General features: G+C 37.4%; 14 protein-coding genes. 10 read left to right on the top strand and 4 right to left on the bottom strand.

The genetic code is table 11. The annotated features are described in order from the left end of the window. The first annotated feature begins 139 nt into the window (after positions 1-139). The 3 genes from IV87_RS02505 to IV87_RS02495 all read left to right on the top strand — a co-directional run bounded on the left by IV87_RS02505 (position 140) and on the right by IV87_RS02495 (position 3,199). On the top strand, positions 140-814 hold the full coding sequence (locus tag IV87_RS02505) for a CPBP family intramembrane glutamic endopeptidase (RefSeq protein WP_057805332.1): 675 nt from the start codon (positions 140-142) through the stop codon (positions 812-814). A gap of 102 nt (positions 815-916) precedes the next feature. Beyond that, entirely contained in the window at positions 917-2,578 is a 1,662-nt protein-coding gene (locus IV87_RS02500) for a glycoside hydrolase family 13 protein (protein ID WP_057805331.1), read from the top strand. Positions 2,579-2,671: 93 nt separating this feature from the next. After that, positions 2,672-3,199, top strand: a complete 528-nt coding sequence (locus tag IV87_RS02495) for a hypothetical protein (RefSeq protein ID WP_057805330.1) — start codon at positions 2,672-2,674, stop codon at positions 3,197-3,199. Positions 3,200-3,290: 91 nt separating this feature from the next. On the opposite strand, the gene IV87_RS02490 is transcribed toward IV87_RS02495, so the two are convergent. Together IV87_RS02490 and IV87_RS02485 are read right to left on the bottom strand one after the other, a co-directional pair. Beyond that, on the bottom strand, positions 3,291-4,121 hold the full coding sequence (locus IV87_RS02490; RefSeq protein WP_057805329.1) for a hypothetical protein: 831 nt from the start codon (positions 4,119-4,121) through the stop codon (positions 3,291-3,293). 205 nt (positions 4,122-4,326) lie between these two features. Then, positions 4,327-5,307, bottom strand: a complete 981-nt coding sequence (locus IV87_RS02485; protein WP_074693862.1) for an ROK family protein — start codon at positions 5,305-5,307, stop codon at positions 4,327-4,329. A 255-nt stretch (positions 5,308-5,562) separates the two neighbouring features. Between IV87_RS02485 and IV87_RS02480 the strand changes: the two genes are divergently transcribed. From IV87_RS02480 to IV87_RS02470, 3 genes are all read left to right on the top strand, one after another. Then, entirely contained in the window at positions 5,563-6,426 is an 864-nt protein-coding gene (locus IV87_RS02480) for a DegV family protein (protein WP_057805328.1), read from the top strand. A gap of 356 nt (positions 6,427-6,782) precedes the next feature. Further along, positions 6,783-7,511 (top strand): gamma-glutamyl-gamma-aminobutyrate hydrolase family protein, encoded by a 729-nt coding sequence (locus IV87_RS02475; RefSeq protein WP_057805327.1) that lies wholly within the window; start codon positions 6,783-6,785, stop codon positions 7,509-7,511. 23 nt (positions 7,512-7,534) lie between these two features. Then, positions 7,535-8,824: an APC family permease gene (locus tag IV87_RS02470; protein ID WP_057805326.1), complete on the top strand. Its 1,290-nt coding sequence runs from the start codon at positions 7,535-7,537 to the stop codon at positions 8,822-8,824. A gap of 97 nt (positions 8,825-8,921) precedes the next feature. Here the strand turns inward: IV87_RS02470 and IV87_RS02465 are convergent, their stop codons facing one another. Continuing rightward, positions 8,922-9,764 (bottom strand): aldo/keto reductase, encoded by an 843-nt coding sequence (locus IV87_RS02465; protein ID WP_057805325.1) that lies wholly within the window; start codon positions 9,762-9,764, stop codon positions 8,922-8,924. 143 nt (positions 9,765-9,907) lie between these two features. Between IV87_RS02465 and IV87_RS02460 the strand changes: the two genes are divergently transcribed. Together IV87_RS02460 and IV87_RS02455 are read left to right on the top strand one after the other, a co-directional pair. Continuing rightward, a complete protein-coding gene (locus tag IV87_RS02460) occupies positions 9,908-10,777 on the top strand; it encodes an aldo/keto reductase (protein WP_201783986.1) in 870 nt (289 codons plus the stop codon). Between the two features lie 326 nt (positions 10,778-11,103). Next, on the top strand, positions 11,104-11,358 hold the full coding sequence (locus IV87_RS02455) for a GlsB/YeaQ/YmgE family stress response membrane protein (RefSeq protein WP_057805323.1): 255 nt from the start codon (positions 11,104-11,106) through the stop codon (positions 11,356-11,358). Positions 11,359-11,455: 97 nt separating this feature from the next. On the opposite strand, the gene pnuC is transcribed toward IV87_RS02455, so the two are convergent. Then, positions 11,456-12,223, bottom strand: a complete 768-nt coding sequence (gene pnuC / locus IV87_RS02450; protein ID WP_057805322.1) for a nicotinamide riboside transporter PnuC — start codon at positions 12,221-12,223, stop codon at positions 11,456-11,458. Between the two features lie 226 nt (positions 12,224-12,449). Between pnuC and IV87_RS02445 the strand changes: the two genes are divergently transcribed. Both IV87_RS02445 and IV87_RS02440 read left to right on the top strand, forming a co-directional pair. Then, complete coding sequence (locus IV87_RS02445) at positions 12,450-13,469, top strand: YdcF family protein (protein WP_057805321.1); 1,020 nt, start codon at positions 12,450-12,452, stop codon at positions 13,467-13,469. Between the two features lie 48 nt (positions 13,470-13,517). Next, on the top strand, positions 13,518-14,438 hold the full coding sequence (locus tag IV87_RS02440; RefSeq protein ID WP_057805320.1) for a hypothetical protein: 921 nt from the start codon (positions 13,518-13,520) through the stop codon (positions 14,436-14,438). Positions 14,439-14,470 lie beyond the last annotated feature (32 nt).

Here is a 14,470-nt window from a genome sequence, read left to right as displayed (position 1 = left end):
AAGAATACCGCAAACGTTTTCAATAGGAAAGTAACGTGTAAAACAAGTTTGTGTTTTTAAGTACTAATCTGTAAGTTGCGTTTAAAGAAAGTAACGTCTAAACTAATAGCATATCGGAATCGTACGAGGGGGTAATCTAATGAAGATGGACTGGCAGCAAGGTTTCTTTAATGTTTTGAAGTTTATTGGGATGTTCATTGTGTATCAGATTGGGACAATTCCTTTACAAATGGCTTATTTGATGCCAACCAATCAAATCTTCGTGTTAATTGCGTTTACTATGTACCTGATTACAACTGGATTTATGTTGGTTTTATTTATTCAGATGTATTCAACTCAGCTACATAAAGATAATCCCGCTCATTTTGGTCGTACTAAACCAACCAAACGAATCACACGGTTTATGATTGTGATTGTAATTTTATGGATCCTATTTTTGGCGTTGCAAATCTGGCTAAACCAATCTAATCTGTTACCACAGTCTGAAAATCAACAAACGGTGATGGCTCTAGCAAAGGCAATTCCTTGGTGGCTCGCGCTTGATGCCGTTGTGTTTGCACCAATTATTGAGGAACTTTTATTTCGCGGATTATTTTTTAATTGGTTTTTTAATTCCAACGACAAAAAAGTTCGCCTGCTTGGCGTATTTTTTAGTGGAGCTGTATTTGGTGCGGTTCATGACGTTAGTTCGTTGCTCGGTTGGTTAGTTTACGCGGTGATGGGGTGGTTATTAGCTCTCACGTATGCATACACCAAAGACATTCGGTATGATATCGGACTGCATGTTTTTAACAACCTTATTTCACTAATTTAATTAATGAAAAAGGCTTATAAATCGAGATAATTGAAACCGATTCCGTGACGCGTCATAATGAAGTTGTTAGATAGTTGATATTTCTAGATGGGAGTGTTGTTTATGGAAAAACATTGGTGGCAAGAAGCAGTTGTCTATCAAGTTTATCCGCGTAGTTTTCAAGACACGAATGATGATGGCGTCGGCGATTTAAACGGCGTCATTGAACATTTGGATTATATAAAAAAACTTGGAGCAGATGTAATTTGGTTAAACCCAATATATAAATCACCCAATGATGATAATGGCTACGATATTGCTGATTATGAGCAAATTATGGCTGAATTTGGTAATATGGCAGATTTTGATCGACTTTTAAAACAGGTACATGCAAAAAAACTCAAAATTATGATGGATTTAGTTGTAAACCATACTTCAGATGAACATCATTGGTTTGTTGAAAGCCGCAAAAATCGCTTGAATGATTATCGAGACTACTACATTTGGCGTGATCCTAAAAATGATCAAGAACCCAATAATTGGCAAAGCGCTTTTGGCGGATCCGCTTGGCAATTTGACGAAAAAACGGGTCAATATTATTTGCATTTGTTTTCTAAAAAACAACCAGATTTGAACTGGGATAATGAAAAAGTACGCCACTCAGTTTTTGATGTCATGCGCTTTTGGTTAGATAAGGGTGTCGATGGTTTTCGAATGGATGTTATCAATTTGATTTCTAAACCAGAGGGCCTTCCCGATGTAAAAACTGAAGGTCAAGAAAATTTGGCGGCCAATGGACCACATGTGCATGATTACCTTAAGGAAATGAATCAAGAAGTGCTCTCACATTATGACGTGATGACGGTAGGGGAAACTCCGGCTGCTTCAACGCGAGATGCGATTAGATATACTGGTTTTGACAGCCACGAACTAGAAATGGTTTTTCAATTTGAACATATGGGTTTAGATGGCAATGAGAATCCGGTGATTGGTAAATGGAGCACAAATCAAGTAAAGTTAACTGATTTAAAACAGGTAATGTCGAAGTGGCAAACTGATTTGAATGGTAAAGCTTGGAATGCCTTGTATTGGAATAATCATGATCAACCACGAGTTGTTTCTCGTTTTGGCAATGATCAAGATGAATTCCGGGTTGCCTCAGCAAAGATGTTGGGGGCAACACTTCATTTTATGCAGGGAACACCTTATATTTATCAAGGTGAAGAGCTAGGCATGACTAATGCAAATTTCAAGACTTTAAATCAGTATAAGGATATTGAAAGCCTAAATGCTTATCATGAATTGGTTGATCAGAAAAAGTTAGTAAGTTCATCGCAAATGCTAGCCTATCTTCGTCATTCATCACGTGATAATGCGCGGACACCAATGCAGTGGGACGCGACTAAAAATGCGGGATTTACTAATGGAACCCCCTGGATTGAAGTGAATGCCAATTACAAACAAATTAATGCCAAACAAGCTGTTAATGACGATCAGTCCGTCTTTAATTTCTATCGACGAATGAACTTGTTACGCAAACAGTATGACGTTATTGTGTATGGAGATTACCAACTGTTAGATCCTGATGATGATCAGGTTTGGGCATACACCCGTCATTTAGACAATCAAGATTTATTGATTATCAGTAATTTTACGGAACGAACAGTGCAACGGTGGTATGATTTGAGTCAACAGAGCAACAAGATCGAGCTGTTGAGTAATTATGAGGATGATCAAAATGAAACTTTACGCCCTTATGAATGTAAAGTTTATCTGATTCAATAAACGAATTTTATCTGTAACATGCATTTACGATGAATAGTTGTATAATGGATTTTATGAATAAAAAACGCTGAACAATCAGTGTGGGAGGTTAATATGCTTTACCAATATCCAACATTAGCAAAGATCAATGAAACAGGGCACGCCATTCAGGTTAATGAAGACAGTGTCATTCAAAGCTTACCAAATATGTCAGGAATCGATTACTTTGTTAAAAGTAAGAAACAACATGACTACTATGTTTTTATTGATCGCGGTGAACAGGGTGGAGCGGTTATTCATACTGACAATTACAGCGATTTAGGTTTCTTCTTAATTGAGACACCATTATCTGATTTTGATTTGGATATTAATCCAGAAACAAGTTTAGTGGAAATGTATGATGGCGCAGGTGTTGTCACTGACTTTTCTGATGCTGTTGAAAAAGATGAAATCAAAAAAATGTTGACTGAATATCAGAATGCTTCAGATGATGAATTGGCAGCAAGTGATGTTTATAAAGAGCTAGATAAATATGTTAGTCGTTATCTGGAATTAGACGAGACGACAGAAAAACATGTCAATCTTTCAATTATTCGTGTAGCCATTTTGAGTATTAGTCAGGATGAGACAACTAAACAATAAAATTTGACCTTGGTTGAACTAGTTTGAACTTAAAAACGACCCTATTTATTAGGATCGTTTTTTGAGTTAGTTTTGTTTTCTCAGCTTTAAGTTACCAGTAAAAAAAGACAAGTAAGTTTTCAACAAGCACTTGTTTAAGGCTTTTCCTTAATTTGTGTCCAGTTGCAGTAAAATTCTGGAGTACGTAAATTGGTTTGCGATTGTCATTAGAAAAGTAAAAGACAGCTTGATCGGCAGGAAAGTCAGTTAATTTCCAATAAAAAGGAAGCGAACCAAGAGAGGGCAACACATCAAAAAAAGTGAACAGATGGGAGAAATGTTTACTCAAAAATTGACGGATAGCTTTGATATCATAATTAGTAGCGCGTTGAAAACCAAATCTGCCTTCTATAATGTGGCTAATTCTATACCATTCTTTTTGATTTTCTGGAGGAAGTTTGTCAAGGGCAGTACGGAATTCTCCGGCGATTGGGTCTTGATTCACAATCAACATTTCATGTGCATTCAATTCATAAGCATAGCCCACTTTTAAAAGGCGTTGGTTGGTTTGAACTTCATTGAATAAGGAATGAATTTTCACTTCTCGAATGATTTTTTCAATAATTTCGTATAGTACAGCTAACTCCCAGACGGTAACACACCAATAGATGATGGATGCCGGTGTGAAAGAGAACGGAATGGCTAACACGGGTACAATTTGTAGGTACAGAAGATCAAATAAAGTTGAGAATGCGATATGTGATCCGATTGCAAGAAATGAAAAGAAAACAAGACCAATAAGATAGATAATTAGTCCAAACCAAACAATAAGTCTTGGAAATACTGCGTAGTTAATGAACAATGCATGTTTAAAGGTTCGATAATTTTTAAAATTGTGCTGTATATCTTGTTCAAGTGCTGTGAGTGTTTGGGGATGTGTCATGAACCTAGCCTCCAAAGAAATGGTGTTAAATATATAGTTAAAGATAAAATTAACTGCCATTTTTAACTTTATTTTATTATAATTGAGTTTACCACATATATAAGAAAACAAATAATAGAATTAGAAAAATAAAAAATAATACAACTTAAACAAGAATCAAATACCTGTTTAAGTTGTCTTACTTTTTGATAAACATGAAATTTATTTATGAAGGATTTTCAGAAGAATCTTTGGACTTTGTTTCCGTGTTAGGAATAAGGTCTTCATCATCTAGCTGCAGTAAAAGATTGTAAAGTGCTCCATATAAATTGGCATCACTCTTAAAATGAGCCGTGAGAATTTCGGGAGCATCCAAAGTTTTACGCAAAAGTGTATTTTCGTCTCTAAGTAATTGTAATTGATGTTTGATTTCGGGAACCAAAATGCTTTCACTACTAATACCTCCGCCAATTACGTAACGACTCAGATCCAACACGGCTTGAATATTTACAATCATATAGGCTATTCGGCGACAATACTGGTCAAAAATTTTTCGGGCCGTGGGTTCACCGTTTTCAATGGCCTTGAAAACGCGCATGCCATCAGTACGATCAGGAAACTCTAGGGCGGTTGCAATTTTATCAATCATTTTAATTGCTGAACCCGAGTTGAACATTAGATTTTCTGGATCTTCCGGCGCGCCGTTAATTTGAGAAAGCATGAAGCTAAGATCGCCACCCTGAGCATTAGTGCCATGCCACAAATGACCATTTAAAATAATGCCACCATCTACAGCAGTACCCAGAATAATGGCCGCACCATTTTTTATATCTTTTAAATTTCCTAGCCAAAATTCGGCTAGAGCTCCTGCTTTACCACTGTTTTCCATGCTGACAGGTAAGTTATAACGACTACTGATAATTTTGCTTAGGCTGAGTCCATGTAACATTGGCAAAGAACCACCATGATAAATAATTTGTTCTTTTTGATCGATACGTCCGGGCACACTAAACGCGACGCCCTTGATGTTAGGGAGAACTTCATTAATAACGCTATATAATTTTTTTAAGAAATTGTCCACACTGTCGCGTGGGGTACTAAATTGGGACTTAACCTTTAAACTACCGCTATGGTCGATAAGTGCGTATTTTGTATAAGTTGCACCAATATCAATACTTAAGTAATCTTTTTCAGGATTGTAATTCATTCCATTTATCCCTTCTTTAACTCAATAATGCTATTATAGCGCAATTGGTAGCGATGTCACAATTTGAATTGATGATGAAAAGAATATGTGTTTTTCTGGTAGATAAAAACTACCAAACATCACAGAACAATCCAATTTTTTGGAAATGTCCTTAAAAATTACCGAATTTTGAATATTAATGAATTGATCAATTTAATTTGCTATTCTTGCGTAAGTCTTTATACTAAAAGGTATCCAAACAATGAGGAGAAATGTATGAAAACAGCAATTGTAACGGACAGTTCGTCTTACCTTTCTGAGCAACAGGTTCGGGAAAATGATATTATTGTTGTCCCAATTACAGTTATTTTTGGGCAAGAAACTTTTTTAGAAAATATTGATATTGATGATCAACTATTTCATGAAAAACTTCAAACATCTGGTTTGATGCCGTCCACAACTCAAATCACGTTGGGACAAATGCAGGAAGTTTTTGATAAACTGATTGCTGAAAATTACGATGAAGTGATTTGTATTCATCTTTCAAGTGGCATTACGAGTTTTATTGAGAACTTAACCGAATATGCAAAGGACATTACGGAAATTAATGTGTTGCCGTTTGATTCACGAATGACTAGTCAAGGTGAGGCCAATATGGTGTTGCTGGCGGCTAAGTTGAGAAAAGAAGGTAAAACGGGCAAAGAAATTATTCCGTATCTTGAGCATTTAAGAGAAACAACTAAGGTTGACTTTATGGTAGACAATTTAAGTTTTTTGATGCGTTCTGGTCGCATTACAAATCGTTCGGCGATTATGGGAAATCTTTTGCGAATTAAGCCAATTCTGGATATGGACGAAAAGGGCCAGATTGTGATTCAGAGTAAGGAACGAACGCGAAAACGAGCGTTGCAAAAGGTTTTGAATAATATGCATTCAGACTTGGATAGGGGAGCGGAGGAGTATCGGGTTTCAATTATCTATGGTGTGGATCATGAGTTGAGTGCGAAGTGGGAAGAAACGATTCAGCAGGAATTCCCGGCGGCTAAGTTTGAGAGTAATCAGTTGGGTCCAGTGATCATGTCGCATACGGGTGAAGAAATCGTTGGCGTGATCTGGGGTAAGGATTGGATGAAAATGTAGAGTGTGAGGGAGGGCGAATAGCTGTTGAGCATTAGCCTAGCTATGTGAATGATGTGTGGGGTTGCACATCATTTACATGGCGTAGCTAAGCGGAAACGGCTGCCCGAGAGAACACGTTTCAGCTATAAAATATAGTAGGAATCTAAACAAAAGATAGTTGAATTATATCTTTTCGGCGTAGCTATCTGCCCAAGAGAACACATTCCAACCATAAAAACCAAAAATAGATAGTACACCAAGCCCGGGAGAAAATCCCGAGCTTTTTTGTTACTCATTTTTTGAAACTTGAGAAACTGATCAAAAAATGTTATATTATTAAAATTAAATTAAAATAATGAGAAAGAAGTGTCATTTACATGAAACCAATTATTGCAATTACCGCGGATATTAGGGTAGCTGCCTCAGAAATCATTAATGAACGGCGGGCTGATTTTGCTCCTCGAGGGGCCGTTGACGCTGTTTTGGCAGCAGGTGGCCTTCCCATCGTTTTACCTTACACTGCACCTGAATTAGTTGAGGAACTTGTAAGAACGTTTGATGGTCTAATCATCCCGGGTGGTCCCGATGTCGATCCAACTTTTTTTGGTGAAGAACCGATCCCTGAAATCGGCCGTACTTATTACAAACGCGATGCTTTTGAAATTGCCTTAATAAAAGCAACAATTGCTGCTCAAAAGCCAATATTTGGTATTTGTCGAGGCATTCAAATCATTAATGTAGCCATGGGTGGTACAGTTTTTCAGGACTTGGCCACACAAGATCCTACTTGTCGTATTCGACATGCACAGGCAGCTCCAGGAGAGTTTCCAACACATCATGTCATGATTGAACCTAATAGTTATGTAGCTTCAATTTTAAAAACTTCACGAAGTTATGTAAATTCCCGTCATCATCAAGCAGTTCGTAAAGTTGCGGTTGGTTTGACTGTTTCTGCGCAAAGTGATGATCAAGTCATTGAAGCGGTGGAATCAACCCAAAATTCTAATATAGTAGCTGTTCAGTGGCATCCAGAAAATATGTGGCAAGAATTTCCAGAACAGTTAGAATTTTTTAAAGATTTGGTGCATCGTAGTCAACCTAAATAAAATTATTGAAAGAAGGACAACTTATGCAAACTGAAACCGAAAAACAAAAGATGGGATTCTGGAGTATTGTTCTGCTAGGAATAAACGGAATTATTGGCTCAGGGATCTTCCTTTTGCCTAACCAGGCCATGAAACTAATGGGTACGGCAAGTATTGGTGTTTTTATTTTTGACGCCTTGTTAGTCACGAGCATTACAGTTTGTTTTGCTGAGTGCGCCTCTTTATTTGAAGTTAACGGTGGTCCATACATATATGCAAAGGCAGCTTTTGGAGAATTTGTGGGCTACGAAGTTGGCTTTGTGACTTGGGCAATTCGAATGATTGCTGAGGCAACAATGGCAGTTGCTTTTGCGACTGCTTTAGGCGGAATTGTACCTGCTTGGAATACGGTGATTATCAAGAATGTCATTGTGACTGTGGTTATTGTTAGTTTAGCTTTGATGAATATTTCTGGTGTGACCCTTTCTAAGATTGTCAATAACATTGTGACAATTGCCAAACTACTACCATTACTGCTATTTGTTCTAATTGGTTTCTTTGCGATTAATGGCAGTAATTTTACACCCATGTTTCCAGGTGGAACCTATCATAGTGGTGCATTTGCTGCTGCCGCTGTGTTGCTCTTTTATGCTTTTACCGGTTTTGAGGGCTTAGTGGTGGCTGCAGGAGATATGCGTAAACCTGAAAAAAATTTGCCGCGAGCAATTTTACTAGTAATTGGAATTGTGACGTTTTTTTATGTTTTATTGCAGATAGTTTCTATTGGAATTTTGGGTCAAAAACTAGGCGCCTCAACCGCACCAATTCAAGAAGCGTTTGGAAAAATTGCTGGAAACTTTGGGACAAGTTTGGTAGCCGCAGGAACTATTATTTCAATTGGGGGTATCTGCGTGGCTTCTTCCTTCATCACCCCTCGTTCTGGAGTAGCAATGGCAGAAAACGGGATAATGCCTGCGATTGTTGGACGAAGAAATCGAAAGAACGCACCCTATGTAGCCATCATCATCTCTGCAACCATTTCATTATTAATTGCGTGGTCAGGAACTTTTGAAACCTTGGCTCAAATCAGTGTTGTCTCTCGGTTTGCACAGTATATTCCAACGTGTTTGGCAGTCATTGTCTTTCGGTATACCCGGGCACAGGAACCACGGACTTTTAAAATTCCCGGTGGATGGTTAATTCCAATTGTTGCAGTTTTAGTCAGTATTTGGTTGTTAATTCAGGTGGATGTCTCCCAGTTGTTATTTGGATTTGGTGCACTTCTAATTGCGGTACCATTTTACTGGATCATGAAAAAACAGGTTAAAAATTAATTGAGAAATATTGTATTTTTGGTAAATAAAAAACTGAGAAAGTAATAATCTCAGTTTTTTTGTCGTCAATTTTAAAAAGTTTCTAATTTTGTTTAAGTTAAAATTCTTCATAAACCGCAGGATCCTGATTTTTGACACGGCCATCTGGGCGATCTAAGTCCGTGATCATTTTCATTTCTTCTGGAGTCAATTCAAAATCAAAAATGTGGAGGTTTTCGCGTTGACGGATGGTCGAACTTGATTTAGGAATTGGCATAATGCCCAACTGTGTTTCCCAGCGCAAAATTGTTTGACCAACCGATTTTTTGTGTGCATCGGCAATTTTTTTAATGGTTGGATCCTGTAAAACGGAACTGGCACGACCAAGCGGACTCCATGCTTCAGTTGCAATATGGTGATCAGCATCATAAGCCCGTTGGGGTGCTTGAGAGAAGTAGGGATGCAATTCAATTTGATTAACAGCAGGTGTTACGCCGGTTTCATCAATTAAGCGATCAATATGTTCAGGTAAGAAATTAGAAACACCAATTGAACGAACTAAGCCCCATTTTTGTGCATCAATTAAGGCCTTCCATGCTTCAACATAGTGATCTTCCTTTGGATTTGGCCAGTGGATCAGATAAAGATCAAAATATTTAAGCCCAGTTTGATAGAGTGACTCCTGAATGTTGGTTAGCGCCTCTTCATATTGATGATGACGACCTGGTAGCTTAGATGTAATCATAATCTGAGAACGAGGAATGTCACTTTGCCGAATTGCTTCTCCAAGCGCTCCGTGGTTTTCGTAATTGTATGCGGAGTCTAGGGCACGATAACCATTATCAATGGCACTACGAATTACACTTACGCCAGATGCCCCATTCAATTTATAAGTGCCAAAACCAACCTGTGGAAAAACAGCACCATCATTTAATTTAATTTGTGGATTTTGATGACTCATTAATGACATCTCCTAGAATTTAAAATAGTTGACATTGTCCTGAAACGGTTAAACAATGAAAACGTTCTACAGATTTAGGATAAGCTAAATTTGGTTTTCATGCAAAAATTAACGCTTTAGTTTAAAGAAGGATAGGTGACAGAATTATGGAAATTAATGCTAAGAACGCTGGAACATTAACCTTGGGTGATAAAACGTTTAATCGATTAGGCTACGGAGCAATGCAACTGCCTGGAAAGGGAGTTTGGGGACCTTCAAGAGATTCTAAAAATGCAGTGGCCGTATTACGTCGTGCTGTTGAATTGGGGGTTAATTTTATTGATACAGCCGATGCTTATGGACCATTTACAGCCAATTTATTAATTCGGGATGCATTTGCGCCATATAAAGATAAATATAAAAATGTGTTTATTTCTACTAAAGTGGGCTTTACACGACAAGGCCCGGATAAGTGGATTCCGGTAGGCCGTCCAGAATATTTACGCCAAGAAGTAGAGATGAATTTGCGTACTTTAGGTGTTGATAAAATTGATTTACTGTTTCTTCATCGAATCGATCCAAAAGTTTCAGTAGCTGATCAAGTTGGCGAACTTGCTAAAATGCAACAAGAAGGAAAAATTAGTCATATTGGACTGAGTCAAGTTTCAGTAGCACAAATTAAAGAAGCAAGTAAGTATGCCAAAATTGAAGCGGTCCAAAACTTGTATAATGTCACAAATCGAAAAGATGAAGATGTCCTGTCTTATTGCGAAGCACATCAAATTATTTTTGTGCCTTGGTTCCCATTAGCAACGGGAGCACTTGCTAAGCCAGGATCTGTTTTAGATGGATTAGCAAAAAAGCATCAAGCTAGTCCTTCACAGATTGCGTTAGCTTGGTTATTGAAACGCTCACCAGTTATATTACCAATTCCAGGCACTTCTAATTTAGATCATTTGGAACAAAATGTGGCTGCTACGAACGTTAACTTAACAGATGAAGATGTTGCAGCAATTAATGCGTTGAAATCATAATTTAGATTTAAAAAGTAAGGTTTAATAGCTTCTTTTGGCGATAAGAATATATCAATTGTAATGATAAGCAATAATATTGCCTGAAGCCCTTAATTTTTGCTATTCTGACTGTGTAAACAGATCTTGTATTTTTGAAGAACTGTTTATGACGGAAGCTGAGCAATCGCTAGTTTGGAAATGAAATTTTGTGATAGCAAAATAGTCATTAATTACAAAAGGAGCCATTTCGACTAACCGGTGTTCGGAGTAGGTCGAATGGACATCCTTTTGCAGATGAGATTTTGCGGTAGCAAAATAGTCATTAATTACAAAAGGAGTGATGCACGATGCTTGGATGGTTATGGGCTTTAATTATTGGTGGAATTATCGGAGCACTTGCTGGTGCGATTACAAGTAGAGATCTGCCAGCTGGGTGGATTGGTAATATTGTCGGCGGATTAGTTGGTGCGTGGATAGGACAATCACTATTAGGCACATGGGGGCCTCAATTGGCTGGAATGGCTTTAATTCCTTCAATCATTGGGGCAATCGTGGTTGTACTGATCGTATCAGGAATTTTTGGAATGAGAAAAAGAATGTAAGCATCATTGACTAGTGATTTTTACTCCGTTTTCTTAGGTGTAGGCAGACAAAAACGGCGTACTCGCAAATTGGAGTACGTCGTTTTGTTGTATAATTTTAAGCGTGTGTAACGTCGCCAACGGTTTCTTCTTTTTCGGAATAACCATTTTCTTCTTTAATAAGACGAGCACGTTCTTTTTTGTTGTACCATGGAGAAGTGGTGAATGCTAAAACATCATTAATTAGATAAATTGAGCTATTCACGAACATAGCTAAGGTTGCGGAACCCTGACGGAATGAAATGAACCAAAGAACCATTTGAGCAATTCCGGAAGCAACCCACCAGAAATATTGGTTGTTGAAACGTAAGAAACAAATAACACCGGCAGTCAAACTAATTGAAAAACTAATAGCATCAACCCAAGGGCGAGGATCATTTGTGAATGTACCAATTAAGTAACCAGAAATAAAGTAAACAATTACTGTTGAAGCTAGTGCAACAAACCAAGTTTTACCAGTAAATTTACGGATCTTGGAAACCATGTTGACATTCCAGTTGGCACTCATTAGAACTGGTAAATCAAGTGTAACGACGTAAGCAAGTTGTTCAGCCATACTTAAGTAGTTTTTAGCCGCAAATCCGGTAATAATAAAACAAAGGGCAGATAAGAGACCTAACCAACCATTAACCGATTTTGCTGCATTAATTGCTAAAATACATAAAACGCCTAAAGTGGTTCCAATAAAAGTTGTGATTGTTAAAGCTGTAATCGGTGAATTGACTAAGGTCATGATCTGACAACCCAAACTGAAAAAGAATAAATAGTAGTTTTGTTGTGGCCATCCCTTTAATTGATGTGCCAAAAAATGTAAGTAATTAGACATTTGATCCTCTCCCTAACTTAATTTCTATATGTACGGCCGTACACAATATGTTCTGATCTCAAAATCAGATAACACTATATATTGTATCTCGAAATAAAATAAATGAAAGTCTTGATTTTGATTTTTTTTTGATGTATGAGAGAAAGTACTATAAAATATATGTCATTAAATTTTGAAAAATAGTGCAAGCGTTTTAAAATATTACTATAGAGGGAAGTGATTAAAGATGGACTTTAGTTATTGGGGAAGTATTTGTTTAGCTGTTTTTATCACCTTATGGTTAACTGATCGTCGACGGTTTTTAAATGGGTATTTTTTAATTGCCGGTCTCCTTTGTTTTGTTGTGGCTGTTTGGCAATGGCTTGAAATTACGCAAGCTCCTTGGATGCAAGCACTATTGCTGGTTGTGAGCTTAGCACTTACTGGAATCATTCCCGTTGCTTTAGCCCTCTTTGCACTGGCTTGTGTACTTTATAGTCACCGACTGATTCGACATGCAGGGTCAAATCCTGGTTATGTTCTCCTTGAGATGGTGGGTTTTATAATTTGGGGTATGCTATTATTAACATTACTCAATTCACTTCTTTTTCATAGTCAATTTATTTGGCTGATCCTTGGGCTCCTTTTTATATGGATTGGTTATTTTATGATTGGCTTTCTTTCTTATGGCTTGGCTTCTTTACTCGATGAATTACCAATTCTGTATTCAGTTGATTTTATTGTGATTTTAGGGGCCGGTTTACTCGCTGATGGGACTGTTTCAAAGATTTTACAACGACGGCTTGATAAGGGAATCGCGATTTATCAACAACAACTAAAACGTGGTGCCCATCCACAATTTGTTGTGTCAGGTGGTCAAGGCGCCGATGAAATCATGCCAGAAAGTCAGGCCATGAGGAATTATTTGGAGAAAAAAGGAATTGCCAGTACACAAATTATTCAGGAAAGCACATCAACTTCTACTTATGAAAACTTACGCTTTTCAGAAATTATCATGACTAAAATTAAAATATTTCATCGAGCCATTTTTGTAACCAATAGTTTTCATGTATTTCGTGCTGGCGTCATTGCAAAAAGATTAAATACTACAATGTCTGGGGTGAGTGCCTCGACTTCAATGAATTATCTGCCGTTTGCTGCCTTTCGAGAGTACCTAGCATTGTTCATGATGTTTAAATGGATTAACGCAATTATTTTGGGAGGTATTACCGTGGTTTACTTAATCTATGGGTTATTCATTTATTAATTAAATCTGTGGGTAACATGGTATAATATCTCCAAGGAGGAGAAAATCATGACCTTACAATTAAATATTAAAAGGAGTTTAACTGGTGTGATTGCCATTGCAATGCTGTTTTCTCTTGCAGCATGTCGTAATAGTAGTCAAAGTGGTGCAACAAGTGGTTCTTCCAGCACTTCTAGTTCGGAGCAATCTGACCAAAAAAGGGCCGCAACTCTTTTAAAAAAAGCACAAAAACAAATTGAAAATGGACAAACAACGAGTGCGTTAACAACCTTAAAAAAGGCACAAGAATTAGATAGTAGTAACGATAAGGTAAGCAAACTACTTGCGAATGTTCAAAACTATCTGGATGCAAAAGATGCTTTGAATGATGGGGATACCAGCTCTGCTAATGAAAGTTTGGCAAAGATGACTTCGGAACAAACTAATGGTGATGCGTTGACTTCGCAGGCCAAAGATTTGAGTACCAAAGCGGCTCAATTAAAAGAAGCCAACCGATGGTATCAAAATGCTTATGACGCTGTGTCAAATGGTTATTATGAAACGGCTAAGGCTGATTTGGCAAAATTAAATGCTTTACCATCATCTGTTAGAGGAATCAAAAATCTCCAAAATCAAGGTAAAAGTCTAACTAGTCAAATAAATGCAGCCAGCAGTAGTACAACTACAGCCCAAAGTTCTAACTCAAGTTCTAGTTCAACAAGTAGTTCGACAACATCTCAAACTACTGGGGGGTTAACCGATGAACAGACTGATCAAGTTATTACTTCGTTTACTGGGACGGTAGGCATTACCAATCAAAGTGGTCTTTCGTTTGGCGTAACGCAATTAGGGACTAATTACTATCAGGTTGAAGTTCGACAAAATAATTCTTCAAATACTGTGGGTAGTTTGACCGGAATTTATCGGTACAATACACAAACAGGTAGTTATACAAAATTAAATACAATTACTGGAAAATACGAAAAATAACCAAAATCGTAAATCGCAGTTTAAACGTCATG

This window comes from Pediococcus ethanolidurans (genome assembly GCF_001437405.1).
Taxonomy (GTDB): domain Bacteria; phylum Bacillota; class Bacilli; order Lactobacillales; family Lactobacillaceae; genus Pediococcus; species Pediococcus ethanolidurans.
This window is presented reverse-complemented; position numbering and strand designations above follow the sequence as displayed.

Bases quoted from the DNA above. Each gene is read 5' to 3' on its own strand.
- IV87_RS02470 (WP_057805326.1), top strand. From the start codon at position 7,535: ATGCAAACTGAAACCGAAAAACAAAAGATGGGATTCTGGAGTATTGTT.
- IV87_RS02505 (WP_057805332.1), top strand. From the start codon at position 140: ATGAAGATGGACTGGCAGCAAGGTTTCTTTAATGTTTTGAAGTTTATT.
- IV87_RS02445 (WP_057805321.1), top strand. From the start codon at position 12,450: ATGGACTTTAGTTATTGGGGAAGTATTTGTTTAGCTGTTTTTATCACC.
- IV87_RS02485 (WP_074693862.1), bottom strand. From the start codon at position 5,307: ATGAATTACAATCCTGAAAAAGATTACTTAAGTATTGATATTGGTGCA.
- IV87_RS02465 (WP_057805325.1), bottom strand. From the start codon at position 9,764: ATGAGTCATCAAAATCCACAAATTAAATTAAATGATGGTGCTGTTTTT.
- pnuC (WP_057805322.1), bottom strand. From the start codon at position 12,223: ATGTCTAATTACTTACATTTTTTGGCACATCAATTAAAGGGATGGCCA.
- IV87_RS02475 (WP_057805327.1), top strand. From the start codon at position 6,783: ATGAAACCAATTATTGCAATTACCGCGGATATTAGGGTAGCTGCCTCA.
- IV87_RS02490 (WP_057805329.1), bottom strand. From the start codon at position 4,121: ATGACACATCCCCAAACACTCACAGCACTTGAACAAGATATACAGCAC.
- IV87_RS02500 (WP_057805331.1), top strand. From the start codon at position 917: ATGGAAAAACATTGGTGGCAAGAAGCAGTTGTCTATCAAGTTTATCCG.
- IV87_RS02455 (WP_057805323.1), top strand. From the start codon at position 11,104: ATGCTTGGATGGTTATGGGCTTTAATTATTGGTGGAATTATCGGAGCA.
- IV87_RS02440 (WP_057805320.1), top strand. From the start codon at position 13,518: ATGACCTTACAATTAAATATTAAAAGGAGTTTAACTGGTGTGATTGCC.
- IV87_RS02495 (WP_057805330.1), top strand. From the start codon at position 2,672: ATGCTTTACCAATATCCAACATTAGCAAAGATCAATGAAACAGGGCAC.
- IV87_RS02480 (WP_057805328.1), top strand. From the start codon at position 5,563: ATGAAAACAGCAATTGTAACGGACAGTTCGTCTTACCTTTCTGAGCAA.